Origin of the sequence: Paenibacillus contaminans (assembly GCF_003285015.1) — a bacterium.
In the GTDB taxonomy this organism is placed as follows: Bacteria; Bacillota; Bacilli; order Paenibacillales; family NBRC-103111; genus Paenibacillus_V; species Paenibacillus_V contaminans.
In genome coordinates, this window is the sequence record NZ_QMFB01000016.1 from 103,123 (window position 1) to 119,788 (window position 16,666).

A 16,666-nucleotide genomic window follows, 5' to 3' on the forward strand; every position below is an offset into this window, starting at 1 on the left:
TTGCTCGTTCCCCTTTCTTCCCCTACAATGGTTGAAAACGTTTTTACAGACGTCCACATCCGACGGATCGAGCGTTAGCGCCTAAGCAATTAATCATTGTTGCGGGTGTCGCCGGAGCAGATTTCTCGATCGTACAAGCTTGCAGCGCCATTCATAAAGGGCGGCCGCAAATTGTTTAAACCAATTATAACAGCAGACCCTGGAGGGGGCAACAGATTTATGACACATTTTAGACAAAATTGAAAATGATTCTCATTTTCATAGTAATGACGCGGTTTTACGCCCTCTTGCCATAAAAAAAACGGAGGCACTAGGCCTCCGTAACGATATATAACAGCATTTAAAAGTTATATAACAGATACCGGGAATACGATTACAGCTTGATTACCGCCTTGCCCGGGTCCCCCCATAGAAACCAGCTGATGAGCGAAGCGATCAGAAGCATAAACAACGTAATCAGCGTCCGGTAAAACATTTTGGTCCATTTGACCTTCTCCGTCGGATGAGAGGCGCTTCGCGGCGGCAGCGGGCGTTCTTCTTCGCGTTCATCCTTGTTGTCGCCGGCGGCAGCGGCAATTGGCTTGTCAGTTCTTCTCATTTGCTTCCCTCCGAAAACGTATCATGCAGCCCATCACGAAATCTATTGCAAAATGGGCGATAATCGGCGCCCACAGCGTGCCGGATTGCTCATAAATCCATCCCAGGCCGTAGCTGACGCCGAAAACGAGCCCGGTCATAATCCAATGCCGTAAATAGCGAATATGAATCGCCGCAAACAGGATACTCGTCCAGTACGCGCCAAAAGCATGCTGCACCGCCCCGCGAAACAGCAGCTCCTCGCAAATCGCCACCACGGCTGAAATAAGCGCGATATGCCAAATCGGCCTGCGGCCGAAAAGCTTCTCGTTGATGCCGCCGTCATCCGCTACGTCTTCCGGCACGAAGCGCGAAATCAGCAGGTCCACGGCAATGAATGCTGCGGCAAAGCCAAGTCCCCAGCCGATAATCTTTAGCGGCTCCCCGAACGATAAATGCTCCCAAAATTTATTTTTCTGAAAAAAGAATACGATTAATCCGATAACTAAAGTAAGCGCCTGCGTCAAATATAAATTCGCCAGCAAAAAACGGTCGTCCAATTCGTTAATATCGCGAACCTGAAAACGGATGTTTTTGAAGAAGTTCCATTTTTTCATGCATTCCCGCCTTTTCACGCAATCAGTTGATAAGCCGTCAGTCCGTGTTCGTACGCTCGCGTGGCCGGCTATTCCTTTTTGGGCAGGCATCCCCTATACTAGGCTCTAGGCTTATCGACCCGCCGTTTGTCGAAATGAAAAGGATACGCGCGTTTTACGCCGTCGAACCATGCGCTAACATCATCGTCCGGAAGGAGCTGCTTATGGAGAAAAAATTGACACGCTTTGACTACATATTCGTGTTTACCGTCATCTTTTTGCTATTGTGCGCGTTCGGCGCATTTTTCCTCGGATTCAACACGGGCAAAGGCCGTGCCGAAACGAAATACGAAGAGATTTTGGCGAAGCGCGAGGAAGCGGATAAAGGCTTCACTGCATACCATCAGACATATCTGGTCTCATTCTATCACACTGTTTTTCTCCCGTATAAAGAATTCCAGAACAAATGGTTCACACGCTGGAACGAAATCGAGTCGCAGGGCGGTTCGGTCGATCCCGCATCCATCCTTAAAGAGCTGAGCAAGCTGGCGGATGAGAAATACGAAGAGACGGTTACGAGCACGATGCCCGAATCGTCCCCGCTGCTGAAGGAAGCGCACGAGCAATATTTGAAAAGCTTGAAGCTGTTCGCCCATGCGGCCAAGAGCTTCCAATCCAAAGCGAACGCCGTCAAGGGCAGCGTTCTCGTCGCGGAGATGGAGAAGGATGCCGCCTTCACCGAAGCGAAGCTGTTCGCCCTGCAAGGCCAAAAGCAATTTTACGACGCAATCGTCAAATGGAACGAGTCGGCAAGCGGCGAGCTGAAGGGCGCGTCATTGCTCGGCAGCAGCCCGCTTACGCTCGACGATTGGAACCAGCTCAATCTTAATCTCAAAAACAGCTATATATCCAGTTTACTCGTTAGCGGCCAAACGTTCAAACCGTTCAATCCGCAGGACCTCGTCTATCATGTCGACCAGATGATCAAATCGGGCCAGGCCAAAAAAATGAATGCCGGAAACGTGCAGCAAACCGTAGATATTCTGATCGGCACAGGCGCCGTCCGGCAAGGCGATTTCCTTGGCGGAAAGGCAAAATGGTATGCGAATGAAACATTGCCGCAGCTTCCCTTCTTCACGGATTCCAAGTAGTAGAGGTTGAGGTTGTTTAAAAAGCCCGTTTTGATGAAAAAGAAAAAATGTCGGTTATCCGACATCGAATCTTGAATTCAACATTGACGAAGAGCCGGTCCACCTTGCGGTGCTCCGGCTCTTCGTCAATCGTACGAAAATCCTTTTAAGGCCGCCACATCCGCCATCCCGCCGCGAACATTGACCGCATTGCCAAATCCGTTCTCTTCGAGAAAACGGCAAACCATCGCGCTTCTGACCCCATGTGCGCAAATGACGTAAACCGGCTTGTCCCTCGAAATATCGTCAAGTCGTGCCGGAATCGTCTGCATCGGAATAAGCTCCGCTTCCTCCAAATGATAATACGCCCACTCGCCCTCTTCCCTGACGTCGATCAGCTGCGCCTCGTCCAGCGAGCCGTCGGCAATTATCGCGAGCAGCTGTTCGGGATCAATTTGTTTCATTATAAAACTCCCCCTTCTCTTTTCAAGCTTACTTGCAGAATATCAACATTCCGGACAAAAGAAAAGCGACCCTTTCCGCCTGCCGTCCGGATCCTTGCCATTCCGCATTAAAGACAACTTTGTGACAATTTATCATACGTCTATTGACATGCTCGAATCCCGCGTGATAAATTATGAAAAACGATAGCAAGAAACGACAATGAAGGAACCAAGCATCAGAATTATCCACAGAGAGCCGGTTATTGGTGGGATCCGGCGGTTTGATCGATGCGGAGCATTCCAGAGTCTCGACGCTGAACGATTCTGCGATTTTCGCAGTCTCTCCATTAGGCGCCGGCGGCAGGAGACCGTTACCCTTCCAGGTTTGCAAAAACCGATGAGGCCATTCGCGCAAGCGTTTGGCGAATAAGGGTGGTACCACGAAATCAACTCTCGTCCCTTCGTACGAAATACGTATGAAGATCGGGAGTTTTTTTATTTTCACATTCCATTACAGGGGGACTATCAAAATGTTTAAAGTACTTGTATCCGATCCGATCAGCGACATGGGCATCCAACAGCTTCACGACGCACCCGACATCACGGTCGATAAGAAAACCGGCCTTACTGAGGATGAGCTGGTTGCAATTATCGGCGATTACGACGCGCTTCTCGTGCGCAGCCAAACTAAGGTTACCGAACGGATCATGCAAGCTGGCAGCAAGCTTAAGGTCGTAGGCCGTGCAGGGGTCGGCGTCGACAATATCGATCTGGAGGCGGCTACCAAGCGCGGCATCGTCGTCATCAACGCGCCGGACGGCAACACGATCGCCACATGCGAGCTCACATTCGCAATGATGATGGCGATCGCACGGCAAATCCCGCAAGCTTACAAAAAAACCGTCGGCGGCGAATGGGACCGCAAAACGTTTGTCGGCGTCGAGCTCCGCAACAAGACGCTGGGCGTCGTCGGCATGGGACGTATCGGCAGCGAAGTGGCGAAACGCGCCAAAGCGTTCGGCATGAATGTAATCGGCTATGACCCGTTCTTGTCCGAGGAGCGCGCCGAAAAAATGGGCGTCAAGCTGGGCAGCGTAAACGACATTGCCGCACAAGCCGACTTCATCACCGTACACACGCCGCTGACGAATGAAACGCGCGGCATTATCGGCAAAGATCAATTCGCCATCATGAAGAAAGGCGTTCGCATCATCAACTGCGCACGCGGCGGCATCGTCGACGAGAAAGCTCTGATCGACGCAATCGACAGCGGCATCGTTGCCGGAGCGGCGTTTGACGTATTCGTCGAAGAACCGCCTGCGCCGGATCATCCGTTCCTGAACAACCCGAAAATCATCGTAACCCCGCATCTTGGCGCGTCGACCGTAGAAGCCCAAGAGAATGTGGCGATCGACGTTTCCGAGGAGGTTCTGCACATTTTGCGCGACGAACCGTTCAAAAATGCGGTTAACATGCCTCCTGTGCCAGCCAGCGTTCTGAATATTTTGCAGCCTTACTTCAATCTCGGCGAAAAGCTCGGCCGCATTGCCGGACAAATGGCCGACGGCGCAGTCAAAGAAATTCACGTCAGCTACTCGGGCGAGCTTATGGACGTCGACGTTTCGCCGCTTACCCGTTATATCGTCAAAGGCGTGCTGACCAATCATCTGGCAGGCGAAGTCAACATCGTCAACGCGATGCATTTGGCCAAAAACCGCGACGTGAACGTCGTCATCCAAAAATCGGCCGCCGCTCAAACGTTCAAAAACCTGGTAACCGTGACGCTCAAAACGAAAAACGGCGATCGCACGCTTTCCGGCACGCTCTTGTCCGGATACGGCGAGCGTATCGTACAAATCGACCAGTATCCGGTCGACATTTCGCCGGAGGGCACGCTGCTTCTCGTTTCGCACAATGACAAACCGGGCATTATCGGACGTGTCGGCACGCTGCTCGGCAATAACGACGTGAACATCGCATCCATGCAGGTTGGACGTAAAGTGGTCGGCGGTTCCGCGATCATGCTGCTTACGATCGACAAGCAAGCATCCGATGAGGTATTGGCGGAGCTGACCAAGCTTCCGGAAATTATGAACGTGAAAGAACTGGCGCTGTAAAACCCGGACTGTTCCACGAGCAACAAGATTTTCCTCGTCATTTCTACAAATAACCGCACAAAGTGACGAACCGGGTATTGCACAAATGAAAGGCTGTCCCGAAAGGTCTGAACGGACCCGGGACAGCCTTCCTTTTTCACTGATTGCAAGTAGTCCTACGGATGGATTGGGGAATGTCCTTTATGTTGTTCCGTTCACTGCAAAAGCTCTGCATCAGTCGACGTTAAAGAACCTCCATCCTACGACAGGATAGAGGTTCTTTGGCGTTAAAGTTCCGTCTCACTTGCGACGGCATTTTTGAAGCTGCCTAGTAGCAGTATGTTTAGGCTTCTTCCCCGTAAGGAAGCACAATCGAGAAGGTCGTTCCTTTGCCGAGCGCGCTCTTCACCTGAATCATCCCTTGATGCGCCTCAACGATGTTCTTGACGATGGCGAGGCCGATCCCGGTGCCGGTGGTACCTCGCGTGCGCGCTTTATCCGCTTTGTAAAAGCGTTCAAAAATATATGGCAGATCCCCCGGCGGAATGCCTTCGCCTTGATCCTCCAAATCGATTTGAATGCACCGGGTTCCTTTGGCCATCACGGTGAAGGTGCGCAATGTAATCTCAGCTCCGGACGAGGTATGACGAATGGCGTTATCCATCAGATTGGTCAGGACTTGCTCCAGCCGATCTTCGTCCGCATTGCCTAAATTCGCATTGGGCACACGGAAGTCGGCGTTCAGCCGAATGCCTCTTTCCTTGCACAGCACGGAGAACTTGCGGTACACACGCTTCAGCAGTCCGTCCAGGTCGGTCTCGCGGAACGACATTTCCATATGCCCCGCTTCCATCCGCGCCAGGTCGAGCAGATCGCGTACGAGCCTGCCCATCCGCAGCGATTCGTCATGGATAACCTGCGCCAGCTCCTGACGTTCCTCGGGAGTGCCGGCAATGTCGTCCAGAAGCGCTTCGCTATAGCCTTGCAGCATGGAAAGCGGCGTACGCAGCTCATGCGAGACGTTCGCCACGAAATCTTTGCGGAGCTTATCCAGCCTGTGTTCCTCGGTCACATCGCGAAGAACGGCAACAGCCCCCCTTACCGCCTCCTGCGAATAAAGCGGAGCCATCGTGACCGACCATACGCCGTTCTGCACATGCAGCTTCGTCGTAATTTGCTTGGTCGCTTGCGCCACGTTCTCAAAGAGCTGCAGCAGCGGTTCCGGAACCTGCTTGCCTTCCTCCTCTTGGTCACCCCACTGAATGGCGCGCCATTCCTCCAGCAGCACTTCGCCCTGCGGATTCGTAAAGACGACATTGCCGACGGCATCGAACGATATGACCGCGTCAGCCATGCTTCGCAGCACGCTGCTCAAATTTTCAGTCTCATGGTTAAGCGCTTTGACCGTTTGCTCAAGCCTCTCGCCCATATGATTGAACGTGTTCGCGAGCTCGCCGATTTCGTCGCTCGTCAGCGGCGCTACGCGAATCCCGTACTCGCCCTGCGTAATATCTACGGCTGCTTGCTTCAGCTGAACAAGCGGCCTCGTTATTCTAGTAATCAAGAAAAAGGCAAAGAAGGTGGTCAGCAAAAATCCGATAAATGAAACGAGAGCGAACAATTTTTTGACATAAAGCTGCGTATCCTCGACCGATTTTTTCGATTGATACACGACGATTGCGCCGATCGTTTCGTCTTGCGCGCCGTTCTTGAGGGGGACGACTACGGCGAAATACTCGCCGAACGATTTGCTTACCGCTTTGCCTGTAGCGAATACGACCTGCAAATCGGACTGGTGCATGATATCGTCCAAAATCCCGATTTTCGTTCCGCCATAGGAAATCGGCATGCTCGTATCGACCTCGTTGCGATCGACCAGCGCCATCCCCGTTTCCTGTGCGACCAGGAGCTCGTTCATCGAATTGACGTAAGCTTCCTTCGTATCGCTTTCGGTTCCGACATGACGGTGGGCCTCCTTGGCTATTTCGCCGGCAAGGCGGCTTAACGACTGTTCTTGTTCATGCTCACGCGGGAAGCTCGTGTCGATATACTTAAATAAAAACAAGCCGAGTATGATCAGCACTACGGCAACTAGCCCAATGATGGTCATCCACAGCTTGCCTACAACGCTCCTGAAAATGAACACTATTTCGGCACCTCTAACTTGTAACCGACGCCCCAAACAGTCGTTATCATCGCTGCGGCGTCAGGCGATACTTTGTTCAGCTTCTCCCGCAGACGCTTCACGTGCGTATCGACCGTTCTGAGATCCCCGAAAAATTCGTAGTTCCATACATCCTTGAGCAATTCCTCGCGGGAAAATACTTTATCCGGCGTAATCGCCAAATAGTGCAGCAGCTCGTATTCTTTGGGCGTGAGCGCGATTTCCTGCCCGCCGGCCGTTACCCGATGCGCGTCATGCTCGATGACCAGATGCGGAAATACGATATTGTTGCTGGAGCTGACGTCCTTCACTAAATATGCGGTAGCCGAAGATCGGCGCAAAATCGCCTTCACGCGGTAAATGACCTCGCGAGGGCTGAACGGCTTAACGACATAATCGTCGGCGCCGACTTCAAAGCCGCTGACACGATTCGCTTCTTCGCCTTTTGCGGTAAGCATAATGACCGGCGTCGCTTTATGCTGACGAAGCCGCGTACAAACCTCAATACCGTCGATGCCCGGCAGCATCAAATCGAGCAGGATCAGGTCGAAGTCGAATTCCACCGCTTTCTTCAGCGCGGTTTCCCCGTCCTCCGCCTCGTCGATCAAGAAGCCTTCCTTCTCCAGGTACATTCTAAGCAGCCGCCGAATCCGTTCCTCGTCGTCGACAATTAGAATGGTTGATTTCAGTTCCGTCATTGTATGCAGCCTCCGTTTAGTCGTGATCTTACGTTTAGTATGCGCAAGCCTGCCGGTTAGGCCGGCTGCTCGCTGCCCTTTACCGCGCAGGCTTGCGCTCCATGCTTATTTACATTTTCGACAATTATTCGACATTTCCTGCAAATATGTTTAGACGCCGGCGTAAGAATGTAATCCGGCAATGACAAGATTAACCCCGATCAGCGTAAACATGACGACGAGGAAGCCCAGAACCGACATCCAAGACGAGCGCTTGCCCATCCAGCCTTTAGAAAGACGAAGATGGAGATAAGCGGCGTAGAAAAGCCAAGTAATAAGAGCCCATACTTCCTTCGGATCCCAGCCCCAGAATCGGCCCCAAGCCTCATGCGCCCAAATCATGGCGAAGATAAGCGCCCCTAGCGTAAAGATCGGATAACCGATTACGATTGCGCGATAGCTGATTTCATCAAGATCCTCGGCATCGATGCCGTTTAGTACAGGGCTGATGGCCCGGCTAAGCGGCTTACGCACAACGAGACGTAACAGTCCGTACAGCAGGAAGCCTGAGATCAGCGTCCAAATAACCGTGTTCGTTTTCCGTGCGGCAAGCCATGACGGCGCCTCGAACAGCGGCTTTTCCATGCCAAGAAACGGTTTCATTTCTTCAATCTTCGAATTATGCGGCTGAACGAACGGCGGAAGGACGTAAACGGTTTCCCGTTGTATCGTCTGCTCGACGCCGGATTTGTCCGCTTGCGCCACATCGGCGACAAACTTCGCTTTATAACCCAAGCCGTTAAATGTGAACACAGAGCCGACGAACGCAATAATCATCACCATGAAGAAGATCGTGAACTCCACGCCGCGCTGCTCTCTTCTGGACGATTTCGACGTCCCCGTGAAATCGATCGTTCTTAGCAAGTGCATAAGACCGGCAGCAAAACCCACTGCGAAGAAGGCTTCACCGGCAGCGGCGGTCGTAACGTGAATTTTCAGCCAGTAGCTTTGCAGCGCCGGAATCAGCGGCTGAACGTCCTGCGGGAATACTGCAGCGTAGGCAAGAATGATAACGCCGATCGGAAGGGCGAAAATCCCGATCACTAGCGTGCGATAGATCAGATAAACGACGATATAGGCGAAAATAATCATCATGGCGAGGAAGGTCATAAATTCGAACATGTTACTCGTCGGAATATGCCCTGCCATATACCATCTCGTAAAGAAAAAAAGCAAATGGCTGACGAAGCCGAGCAACGTCGTGCCGAACGCGATTTTTCCCCAGCGCTTCATATGCGCCTCCGGATTCGTGCCGCCCCATTTTTTCCCCGTTACGGCAATTACAAATAACATAAAGCCCAGGCAATACAAGACGAACGTAAGCGTAAAAAACGTATCGTTATACTTGCTTACGGCATCCATCACATCGTTCCATACCGTCAAGACACATTTCCTCCTTTTTCGGCTAGCTCCTTCATATCAACGGCGATTCCCGTTTGCTTCAAGCTGTCGGCCACTTCCTTGCGGATCCCGAACCAGTTTTTATTCGTATGCGCGCCGAGCGACAGCCGGCCGTTATCGATACGAAGCCAGATGCGGCGATGCTGCCAGTATGTTCCCATTAAGAGCCCGATCATCGATATTGCCGCGCCGATCCAAATGTAAGGCATTGCCTTGTCGATCCTGATGTTCAGGAAGCTTGTGTAAGCCGCAATTTTCACATCGTCCATCGATCCGACCGCGATATCCAGTTTAGTGCCTAGCGCACCGTTAATATCATTTTGCCGGAACGTCTCTTTATCGATCTGCCGAGGGAAGTACATGAAAATTTCGCCTTCCTTGGATAGGTCAGGACCGGTAATCGAGAATATGAAGGCCGGCGCGTTCGGATCTTTCGTTTTGGTCATCGGCAATCCCTTGTCGTCCATTCCAAAGTCCGGGAAATAACCTTTTACTTCCAGCTTATACTCACCTGCTTGATAAGAAGGAAGCGGGTTGAACATGTCCAGTTCGAATTCGCCGTATACTTCCCCTGTACGCTTGTTTTTAAGCTTAGGCGTCGCAGCCAGCAGCATCGGCGTTTCTTTATAGTCGAACTGAAAAGCCAGCAAGCCTTTATAATCCAAAGGTTTGTTGACGACAATGTTTTGCCTATGGACCTCTTCGAGCTCCGGCTTTTGGCTTGGATCGTCGCAGTTTGCCGAGCAAGTATACAAAATCGCTTGCGTTTCATAAATTTTCGGAACCGATGTGTCGCGCCTCTTAAACTCTTCCGACATTTCCTCTTCGGTGTAGTAATCGACGGTAAAAAGATCGTTCTTCAAATAATAAGGCGTTTCGGGTATTTTGACGACTCTGCCTTCAAGAAAGCCCATGTACTGATCCATATGCCAGCCCGGTATGCTACGCGCAAGCACCGCAAGCAAAAAGACGATAAGCCCGATATGGTTAATATAAGGACCCCAGCGGCTGAACCTGTTCTTCTCGGCAAGCAGCGCAGTTCCGTCCGTATGTACGCGGTACCGCCGCTTCTGCAGCTTCTTCGACATTTGCTCGACCCAAGCTGCTTGCTCCGCCTCGGTCATTCCCGTCAAATCGGATTCATAGGAAACCTTCTGCCGCAAAATAAAGCTGAGATGCTTGCGGATTTGCTGCTTGTTCAACGCCTTGTATAGAGGGAGCACGCGATCCAAGCTACAGATGACCAGCGAAGTGCCGATCATAAGCAGCAAAGTGACGAACCACCAGGATTCGAACGTATGCGAGAACCCCAGCAGGTAATAAATATGCCCGGCCGTTCCGTAATTATCTTTGTAGTAAACGGAGAAATCGGTATTGATAAACGTATTCTCCTGCGGATAAATCGTGCCGACGGCAGAGCCGATCAAGGTAATGATAATCAAATATACCGCGATCTTGACGGAGGAAAAAAAGTTCCACACCTTATCGATCACATTCGGATTTTGCTTCTGCGAACGCCGCGCCATCCCGTCATACCGCATTTCAAGAGGCTCTTCCGATTTATCCTCGAAAAGCGGCTTTCCGCACGATTCGCAAAGCACGGTACCGACCGGGTTCTGATGGCCGCATTCGCATTTGGTGTTCTGAAACAATGGTGTACCCTCCCCGTCACTTTCCAAGCATCGCGATAAGCGTCTGCTCGATGTACGACTCCGTCATCTCGCCTACCTTAATCGTATGAACCTTGCCGTCAGGCCGGATAAAAAAGGTCGTCGGGTATTGGATGACGCCGTATCTTCTCCGCACTTCTTCCGACTGATCGAGCAAAATCGGGAAATTCACCTTCACTTGGTTCACATAGGCCTGCGCGGTAATTTTGTTCTCAGCCACATTCAAGCCGAGAACGGTAAGCCCCGATGATGCCCACTTCTCCGATTGCCGCTGAAGCGCCGGCATTTCGTTGCGGCAAGGCTCGCAATAAGAGCCCCAGAAATTGACGATCAGACCTTTACCCTCGTACTCGGAAAGCTTATGCGTCTCGCCGTCCAACCCGGCCAATTTAAATTCCGGGGCCGCGTCACCCACCTTCGGAACTTTGTCCTCATTGAACAGGTTGCCGGCGATCGTCCAGACGCCGATCAGAACAGCGATCAGCAGGATGGAAATTTGAATCCACTTTCTATTTTTTCCCACATCATTCACCTTCAACCGCTTCATTGTAGTTTGACAAAGCTACACTCATTATAGCGAACTTTCACGAATCGGAAGATTAATGAATTTGAATTTTATGTGTCCGCTTTCTCCCTCTGTTTAGCCGCATCAGTCAAGCTTTTGATTTCGTCCGGGGTCAGGTGGCGGAACTTGCCGCGCGTTAATCCTCCGAGAGGAATCGGCCCGAATTTGACGCGCTTCAGCTTCTCTACCGGGAACTTTATGGCGTCGAACATTCGGCGCACCTGACGGTTCCGCCCTTCGTAAATCGTAATGGAAATAACCGATTCGTTCGCGGCCGGATCGACATCGACATAATCGACCTCCGCCGGCGCGGTCATCCCGTCTTCGAGCTTGACGCCTTTGGCTAGCTTTTCCAGAAGCGATCCGTGCGGCACGCCTTTGACTTTCGCATGGTATGTCTTGGGTACATGATGCTTGGGATGTGTGAGAAGGTTCGCAAACTCGCCGTCGTTCGTCAGTATGAGGAGTCCTTCCGTATCGTAATCAAGCCTTCCGACAGGAAACAAACGCTCGGTGATGCCGTGTAAAAAATCGGTAACCACCTTGCGTCCGCCGGGATCCTCGACGCTTGTAATAACCCCTTTAGGTTTGTTCATGATGATGTACAATTTCTTTTCCGCTTTGATCGGCTTTCCGTCGACTTTAATCCGGTCTTTGGCCGGATCGACCTTCGCTCCGAGCTCCTTGACCGTGACGTCGTTGACCATTACTCTTCCTGCCGTTATGTATTCCTCGCATTTGCGCCTGGAGGCTATTCCTGCCTGTGCCAATACTTTTTGCAACCGTTCCATTTCTTGTGTGCCACCCTTCGTGATCGTTACGACAAATTAATCCATATTATAGCAAAACGGCGATTGTCCCTCCGCAGTTCATTAACCGCATAGGCTTGTCCGGCATCCGCTCGCACGGTGCCGTATCGGCATCCGAGTCAAAAGAAACATGTTTGGACATTGGCGCTCGCATGGACTTTATGCTAATGATAACGATCATTGTCCCAAATCACAAGTTCCGCCCACGGAAAATACTTCCCCGGACAATGACGGGAATGAGGAAATATGCGCTCATAAGAGAAATCGTATAGCCGGGAGACGCGTAAAATAAGCTTTGACAACAAAAAAATCTGTTCCTTTACCTCAGGAACAGAACCGGAAAACGAACGGGCGAAATCGCCCTCCAAGCATATATGAATATAAGCCTTGTCCGTCCTGGAGGACGCCGGAACGATCGAGCCGTTCTTCGCGATATAGAAATCGTACCCCTTGCCGTTTATGGAGGAGCAAGCGGAATCGTGAATGATAATGCCTTCAGTCTGCATGCCGTTCACCTCCGGCGCATAATTGCTGCTAGCAATATATGACGGCGCCCGGGCGAATGTTCTAAAAGTTATTCAGACCTGTGTGACCGGTTCAAGCGAAGACGAGAAAACAGATGGCGATGGCGGCGATAAAACCGACGGCATCGGATATGAGACCAACCTTTAGCGCATATCCCGCTTTACGGATGCCGACGGCACCGAAATAAACGGTCAGCACATACAGGGTCGTATCGGTGCTCCCTTGAATTGTCGATGCGATACGGCCGATCATCGAATCCGGTCCGAATTCCCGGATCAGATCCGTAGTGAACGCAAGCGAGCCCGCTCCGGTTATCGGCCGCAATACGGCAAGAGGAAGCACCTCGCCGGGTATGCCCACTTTATCGAGCAGCGGCCGGAATACGCCGATCAGAAGATCCATCGCGCCCGAAGCGCGGAAAACCGTGATCGCGACCATCATCCCGACTAGATGGGGAATGATTTTAATCGCGGTATCAAATCCGTCCTTCGCGCCTTCGACGAACGATTCGTATGTAGGTATTTTTTTATAGGCGGCGAACAGCGGAATAAAAACGATAATGACGGGTATGGCCCAAGCGGATATGAGGGAAATCAGCCCATACATCGGTTACTTCCTCCTCTCGATAAAAATCAATGCCGGCTGCGCCAATAACGGCGCCGGTACCACCGGTCGGCGACGATCGCCGCCGTCGTCGAGATGACGGTGGCAATAAGCGTCGTTCCGACGATTTCCGCCGGATTGAGAGACTGAAAGCTCATTCGGATCGCGATCAGGGTAGTCGGAACGAGCGTGATGCTGGATGTATTCAACGCAAGCAGCGTACACATCGCCGGACTGGCCAGCTCCTTGTTGCCGTTGAGCTTTTGCAGCTCCTGCATAGCCTTGATGCCCATCGGTGTAGCGGCGTTGCCGAGTCCCAAAATATTGGCGCTCATATTAGACATGATGTAACCAAGCGCCGGATGATTGTCCGGTATGCTTGGAAATAAAAAGCGCACGACAGGCCTGAGCAGCTTTGCCAGCTTCTCCAGCAGCCCGGCGTCTTCGGCGATCCGCATAATGCCCAGCCAAAAGACGAGAATGCTGATCAATCCGAAGCACACCGTCACGCCCGTCTTCGCGCCGTCGAATACCGCTTGCGTAACCGCTTCGATATTGCCGTTTATCGCCGCAACCACAAAGCCTGCAAGGATGAAAAAAAGCCATATGAAATTAACCATTCAAACTCACCTCGCTTTGCCCGTAACCAATGTTCGGAACACGTCCCGCAGCGTGTCGAGATATTTATTCGCCGTTTTCATCCCGCTCTCGCCCGTTCGGAAGCCCCAAGCGCTTTTATTTTCGCTTCCAAGTCTGACGTCCCCGTCCGCATATAGCGGAACGACTCCCGCTTCTTCGCCGGCAACGGTAATTTTCAGCTTGCCGACTATGCCCAGCCGATAATTTAAGGTACCGGCCTCTTCCAGCTCGATTTTGCGCGTAATCTGCTCCGACTCGGCGCCATCCATCGGATAAGAAACCGTGTTTCCGGCCACTAAGCCTTGACCGACCGACTCGCCTTTCTCGACCAGCATCTGCAGCCTGTATTTGGCGAAACCGTAATTGAGCAGCTTCGTATGATCCGCCCAATCCTGCCCGTCGTTGATCGTAACGGCGGCAAGCTGCTGGCCTCCACGTGTCGCAGATGAGACGAGACATCGTTTGGCGAGCTTCGTATACCCCGTCTTTACGCCGTCCGCCCCCTCGTATAAACCGAGCATCTTATTTTTGTTGAACCAAGTGTAATCCCAAGACTCGTTAGGATTCGGCGCTTTCTTGGTTTCGGTCTTGACAATTTCCTTGAACACGGGATTTTTCAAAGCATAAGCCGTCAATTTGGCCAAATCGTTCGCCGACGAGTAATGACCTTCGACATCCAATCCATGCGGATTCATAAAATGCGAGTTTACGAGTCCCAGCTGTTCGGCTTTCTGGTTCATCAAGTAAACGAAGCCTTCCTCGGAGCCCCCGACGTGCTCGGCTATGGCAGTGGCGGCATCGTTGCCGGAGCGCAGCATTAATCCGTAAAGCATATTATGCAGGCTCATTTCTTCCCCCAGCTTCAAATAAATGGACGAGCCCTCTTTCCCGAACGCCCTTCCGCTCACCTTCACCAAATCGGAAAGCTTGCCGTTCTCGATCGCGACAATGGCCGTCATAATTTTAGTCAAGCTGGCGATTCTTACCTGCTTGTCTCCCTTTTGGCTGTACAGAATACGTCCGGAGGCTACATCGATCAGCGCGGCCGTTTCCGCATTCGTACTGATGGCAGGAGCGGCTACGACAGAGGGCTTAGCAGGTACGGCAGTTAATATAACGGCCCAAATGAACAAACACAATAAAATCTTTTTCATGGCATTCCTCCCAGAACATCGGAACATCGGAAACGGCTTCTGTTCCATAGCCTTATCAAGGTTCATCCGCATCCTTAAAACTTCCATACTTGTACATGTATATGCCCGTCCCGGAAAGATCATGTCCGAACGACGGCAAACAAGCCGCCTCTTAATAGAGGCAGCTTGCGCTTTTCTTTTCTCCGCTGTAAGGCGGTCGGTTAAACGATATAATTCGGCGAGTTCCGGTCGGTTTTTCCAGCTTGCTCCGCCTGTCCAACGGACGTCGAGGAAGTCGTCGTTGTCGTCGTGCGCGCGTTTTTCATCATCGATTGAATGCGGTCGAAAACATGAGGCGCGGAATCGATCAACCGTTCGTATAAATGCGTCGTATTGTCCAGAGGCACGACTTTAACGCCTTCCTTGCCCACAACCAGGAAAGCGATCGGCTGAATCGAAACGCCGCCGCCGCTGCCGCCGCCGAAAGGCATAGCGACCGAAGCGTTATGCGAATCGTTCTTGGACGTTCCGTGCTGCTCTTCGAATTCGCCGCCGAATTCGCTGCCACCTGCAGCGAAGCCGAAACCTACTTTAGAAATCGGAATGATTACGCTGCCGTCGGGCGTTTCTACCGCATCCCCGACGATCGTATTCACATCGACCATATCCTTAATATTTTCCATCGCGGTTTTCATTAAACCTTGAATAGGATGCTCTGCCATTGTCCACTAATCCTCCTGTCTGAAGTTCATGATGACTCGTCTATAGAGTCCCCATCGCAGAATTAGTTTATGTACAACCGAGTCACCCTGCCGGATTGCTTTCCAATTTGGTTTTCGTTTTTTTGTAATCGCGGTTCGCCCGCATAAAACGAACAGCTAGAAGCATCGCTGCAAGCAGTACAAGGCCAAACCGGATATGAATCATGCAGCGAAGCTTCACTGAAAACTGTTTGCGGTTATATTGCGGCTGTACAAGCAGCTCCGGACGAGCATCCAATTTTAAATAGCGAAATACAAAGCCGAGCAGCGATGTTTTGAGACCCCAAATGATGCCGGTTGCAATCGCCGTCTCTGCAGCATCGCCGATCCCTATATAAGTGGCCCACTGAAGCTGGGTGCAGCGGACTTTGGCAACCGTCCATTTCATCCATCCGGAAAAATCCTCGATACGTTTCGTAAACAGCTTGGCTTGCCGATAAAAGTCTTGAATGTTTTCAATGGAAATATCGCTGTCTTTTTCATCCAACAACACATCTTTTTTGCGGTCGACACGCTCCGTTTTCACATCGAAAAGATGGATCAGTCCATGAAATCGGATTAGCGGCACATCATATTTATAACGTACGATTCCGTAAAGGGCGCGAAACTCGACAAGCAAATGATCGTCTGAGCCCACACGAGAAAAATAAAGCTTGATTCGCACGCGGCTTGCGAGCAAAGCAGCAACCGCCGCAGCTGCGACCGCAGCAGCCCATAACCAACCCATCATTCGAGCCTCCACTTCCGGCAACGCCAAAAAACTCCGTTCTGCCGCCAGCGTATAATAACGCCGCTTCGCAAGCCGCCGAATGCGGCTT

At 51.6% G+C, this 16,666-nt stretch carries 17 protein-coding genes and 1 other annotated feature; of the genes, 2 read left to right on the forward strand and 15 right to left on the reverse strand.

Annotated features, from left to right (window positions below; all coding sequences use genetic code 11):
• Positions 1 to 373 precede the first annotated feature (373 nt).
• The gene (locus DQG23_RS24945; RefSeq protein WP_113033746.1) at positions 374 to 598 is read right to left on the reverse strand and encodes a hypothetical protein; all 225 of its coding nucleotides are present in this window, start codon (positions 596 to 598) and stop codon (positions 374 to 376) included.
• Positions 585 to 1,193 (reverse strand): CPBP family intramembrane glutamic endopeptidase, encoded by a 609-nt coding sequence (locus DQG23_RS24950; RefSeq protein WP_113033747.1) that lies wholly within the window; start codon positions 1,191 to 1,193, stop codon positions 585 to 587. The genes DQG23_RS24945 and DQG23_RS24950 overlap by 14 nt, the downstream gene beginning before the upstream one ends.
• A gap of 203 nt (positions 1,194 to 1,396) precedes the next feature.
• Here DQG23_RS24950 and DQG23_RS24955 point away from each other — a divergent pair, with 203 nt between their 5' ends.
• Positions 1,397 to 2,323, forward strand: coding sequence for a hypothetical protein (locus tag DQG23_RS24955; RefSeq protein WP_113033748.1), 927 nt, complete (start codon positions 1,397 to 1,399; stop codon positions 2,321 to 2,323).
• Positions 2,324 to 2,448: 125 nt separating this feature from the next.
• On the opposite strand, the gene DQG23_RS24960 is transcribed toward DQG23_RS24955, so the two are convergent.
• The gene (locus tag DQG23_RS24960) at positions 2,449 to 2,766 is read right to left on the reverse strand and encodes a rhodanese-like domain-containing protein (RefSeq protein WP_113033749.1); all 318 of its coding nucleotides are present in this window, start codon (positions 2,764 to 2,766) and stop codon (positions 2,449 to 2,451) included.
• Between the two features lie 190 nt (positions 2,767 to 2,956).
• Positions 2,957 to 3,209, forward strand: a binding site (T-box leader).
• Positions 3,210 to 3,275: 66 nt separating this feature from the next.
• Between DQG23_RS24960 and serA the strand changes: the two genes are divergently transcribed.
• A complete protein-coding gene (gene serA / locus DQG23_RS24970) occupies positions 3,276 to 4,862 on the forward strand; it encodes a phosphoglycerate dehydrogenase (protein WP_113033751.1) in 1,587 nt (528 codons plus the stop codon).
• Positions 4,863 to 5,184: 322 nt separating this feature from the next.
• On the opposite strand, the gene DQG23_RS24975 is transcribed toward serA, so the two are convergent.
• From DQG23_RS24975 to DQG23_RS25030, 12 genes are all read right to left on the reverse strand, one after another.
• The gene (locus DQG23_RS24975; protein ID WP_113033752.1) at positions 5,185 to 6,987 is read right to left on the reverse strand and encodes a sensor histidine kinase; all 1,803 of its coding nucleotides are present in this window, start codon (positions 6,985 to 6,987) and stop codon (positions 5,185 to 5,187) included.
• A complete protein-coding gene (locus DQG23_RS24980; RefSeq protein ID WP_113033753.1) occupies positions 6,987 to 7,703 on the reverse strand; it encodes a response regulator transcription factor in 717 nt (238 codons plus the stop codon). The genes DQG23_RS24975 and DQG23_RS24980 overlap by 1 nt, the downstream gene beginning before the upstream one ends.
• Positions 7,704 to 7,853: 150 nt before the next feature.
• Entirely contained in the window at positions 7,854 to 9,104 is a 1,251-nt protein-coding gene (gene ccsA, locus DQG23_RS24985) for a cytochrome c biogenesis protein CcsA (protein ID WP_113033865.1), read from the reverse strand.
• Positions 9,105 to 9,121: 17 nt separating this feature from the next.
• Positions 9,122 to 10,795: a cytochrome c biogenesis protein ResB gene (resB, locus tag DQG23_RS24990; protein WP_113033754.1), complete on the reverse strand. Its 1,674-nt coding sequence runs from the start codon at positions 10,793 to 10,795 to the stop codon at positions 9,122 to 9,124.
• A 16-nt stretch (positions 10,796 to 10,811) separates the two neighbouring features.
• Positions 10,812 to 11,336: a thiol-disulfide oxidoreductase ResA gene (gene resA, locus DQG23_RS24995; protein ID WP_113033755.1), complete on the reverse strand. Its 525-nt coding sequence runs from the start codon at positions 11,334 to 11,336 to the stop codon at positions 10,812 to 10,814.
• Between the two features lie 92 nt (positions 11,337 to 11,428).
• Positions 11,429 to 12,169 (reverse strand): pseudouridine synthase, encoded by a 741-nt coding sequence (locus DQG23_RS25000; RefSeq protein WP_113033756.1) that lies wholly within the window; start codon positions 12,167 to 12,169, stop codon positions 11,429 to 11,431.
• Between the two features lie 182 nt (positions 12,170 to 12,351).
• Positions 12,352 to 12,693 carry an N-acetylmuramoyl-L-alanine amidase gene (locus DQG23_RS25005; RefSeq protein ID WP_113033757.1) on the reverse strand — a complete coding sequence of 114 codons (342 nt, stop codon included), beginning with the start codon at positions 12,691 to 12,693 and terminating at the stop codon, positions 12,352 to 12,354.
• A gap of 91 nt (positions 12,694 to 12,784) precedes the next feature.
• Positions 12,785 to 13,318, reverse strand: coding sequence for a spore maturation protein (locus DQG23_RS25010; RefSeq protein WP_113033758.1), 534 nt, complete (start codon positions 13,316 to 13,318; stop codon positions 12,785 to 12,787).
• 26 nt (positions 13,319 to 13,344) lie between these two features.
• Positions 13,345 to 13,935 carry a nucleoside recognition domain-containing protein gene (locus tag DQG23_RS25015; RefSeq protein WP_113033759.1) on the reverse strand — a complete coding sequence of 197 codons (591 nt, stop codon included), beginning with the start codon at positions 13,933 to 13,935 and terminating at the stop codon, positions 13,345 to 13,347.
• A 6-nt stretch (positions 13,936 to 13,941) separates the two neighbouring features.
• The gene (locus tag DQG23_RS25020; RefSeq protein WP_113033760.1) at positions 13,942 to 15,108 is read right to left on the reverse strand and encodes a D-alanyl-D-alanine carboxypeptidase family protein; all 1,167 of its coding nucleotides are present in this window, start codon (positions 15,106 to 15,108) and stop codon (positions 13,942 to 13,944) included.
• Between the two features lie 200 nt (positions 15,109 to 15,308).
• On the reverse strand, positions 15,309 to 15,809 hold the full coding sequence (ytfJ, locus tag DQG23_RS25025) for a GerW family sporulation protein (protein ID WP_113033761.1): 501 nt from the start codon (positions 15,807 to 15,809) through the stop codon (positions 15,309 to 15,311).
• 82 nt (positions 15,810 to 15,891) lie between these two features.
• Positions 15,892 to 16,578 carry a DUF2953 domain-containing protein gene (locus tag DQG23_RS25030; protein WP_113033762.1) on the reverse strand — a complete coding sequence of 229 codons (687 nt, stop codon included), beginning with the start codon at positions 16,576 to 16,578 and terminating at the stop codon, positions 15,892 to 15,894.
• Positions 16,579 to 16,666: the final 88 nt, after the last annotated feature.

Excerpts from the sequence above, each read along its gene's own strand:
- DQG23_RS24945 (WP_113033746.1), bottom strand. The coding sequence starts at position 598 with ATGAGAAGAACTGACAAGCCAATTGCCGCTGCCGCCGGCGACAACAAG.
- DQG23_RS24950 (WP_113033747.1), bottom strand. The coding sequence starts at position 1,193 with ATGAAAAAATGGAACTTCTTCAAAAACATCCGTTTTCAGGTTCGCGAT.
- DQG23_RS24955 (WP_113033748.1), top strand. The coding sequence starts at position 1,397 with ATGGAGAAAAAATTGACACGCTTTGACTACATATTCGTGTTTACCGTC.
- DQG23_RS24960 (WP_113033749.1), bottom strand. The coding sequence starts at position 2,766 with ATGAAACAAATTGATCCCGAACAGCTGCTCGCGATAATTGCCGACGGC.
- serA (WP_113033751.1), top strand. The coding sequence starts at position 3,276 with ATGTTTAAAGTACTTGTATCCGATCCGATCAGCGACATGGGCATCCAA.
- DQG23_RS24980 (WP_113033753.1), bottom strand. The coding sequence starts at position 7,703 with ATGACGGAACTGAAATCAACCATTCTAATTGTCGACGACGAGGAACGG.
- ccsA (WP_113033865.1), bottom strand. The coding sequence starts at position 9,104 with ATGGATGCCGTAAGCAAGTATAACGATACGTTTTTTACGCTTACGTTC.
- DQG23_RS25000 (WP_113033756.1), bottom strand. The coding sequence starts at position 12,169 with ATGGAACGGTTGCAAAAAGTATTGGCACAGGCAGGAATAGCCTCCAGG.
- DQG23_RS25005 (WP_113033757.1), bottom strand. The coding sequence starts at position 12,693 with ATGCAGACTGAAGGCATTATCATTCACGATTCCGCTTGCTCCTCCATA.
- DQG23_RS25010 (WP_113033758.1), bottom strand. The coding sequence starts at position 13,318 with ATGTATGGGCTGATTTCCCTCATATCCGCTTGGGCCATACCCGTCATT.
- DQG23_RS25015 (WP_113033759.1), bottom strand. The coding sequence starts at position 13,935 with ATGGTTAATTTCATATGGCTTTTTTTCATCCTTGCAGGCTTTGTGGTT.
- DQG23_RS25020 (WP_113033760.1), bottom strand. The coding sequence starts at position 15,108 with ATGAAAAAGATTTTATTGTGTTTGTTCATTTGGGCCGTTATATTAACT.
- ytfJ (WP_113033761.1), bottom strand. The coding sequence starts at position 15,809 with ATGGCAGAGCATCCTATTCAAGGTTTAATGAAAACCGCGATGGAAAAT.
- DQG23_RS25030 (WP_113033762.1), bottom strand. The coding sequence starts at position 16,578 with ATGATGGGTTGGTTATGGGCTGCTGCGGTCGCAGCTGCGGCGGTTGCT.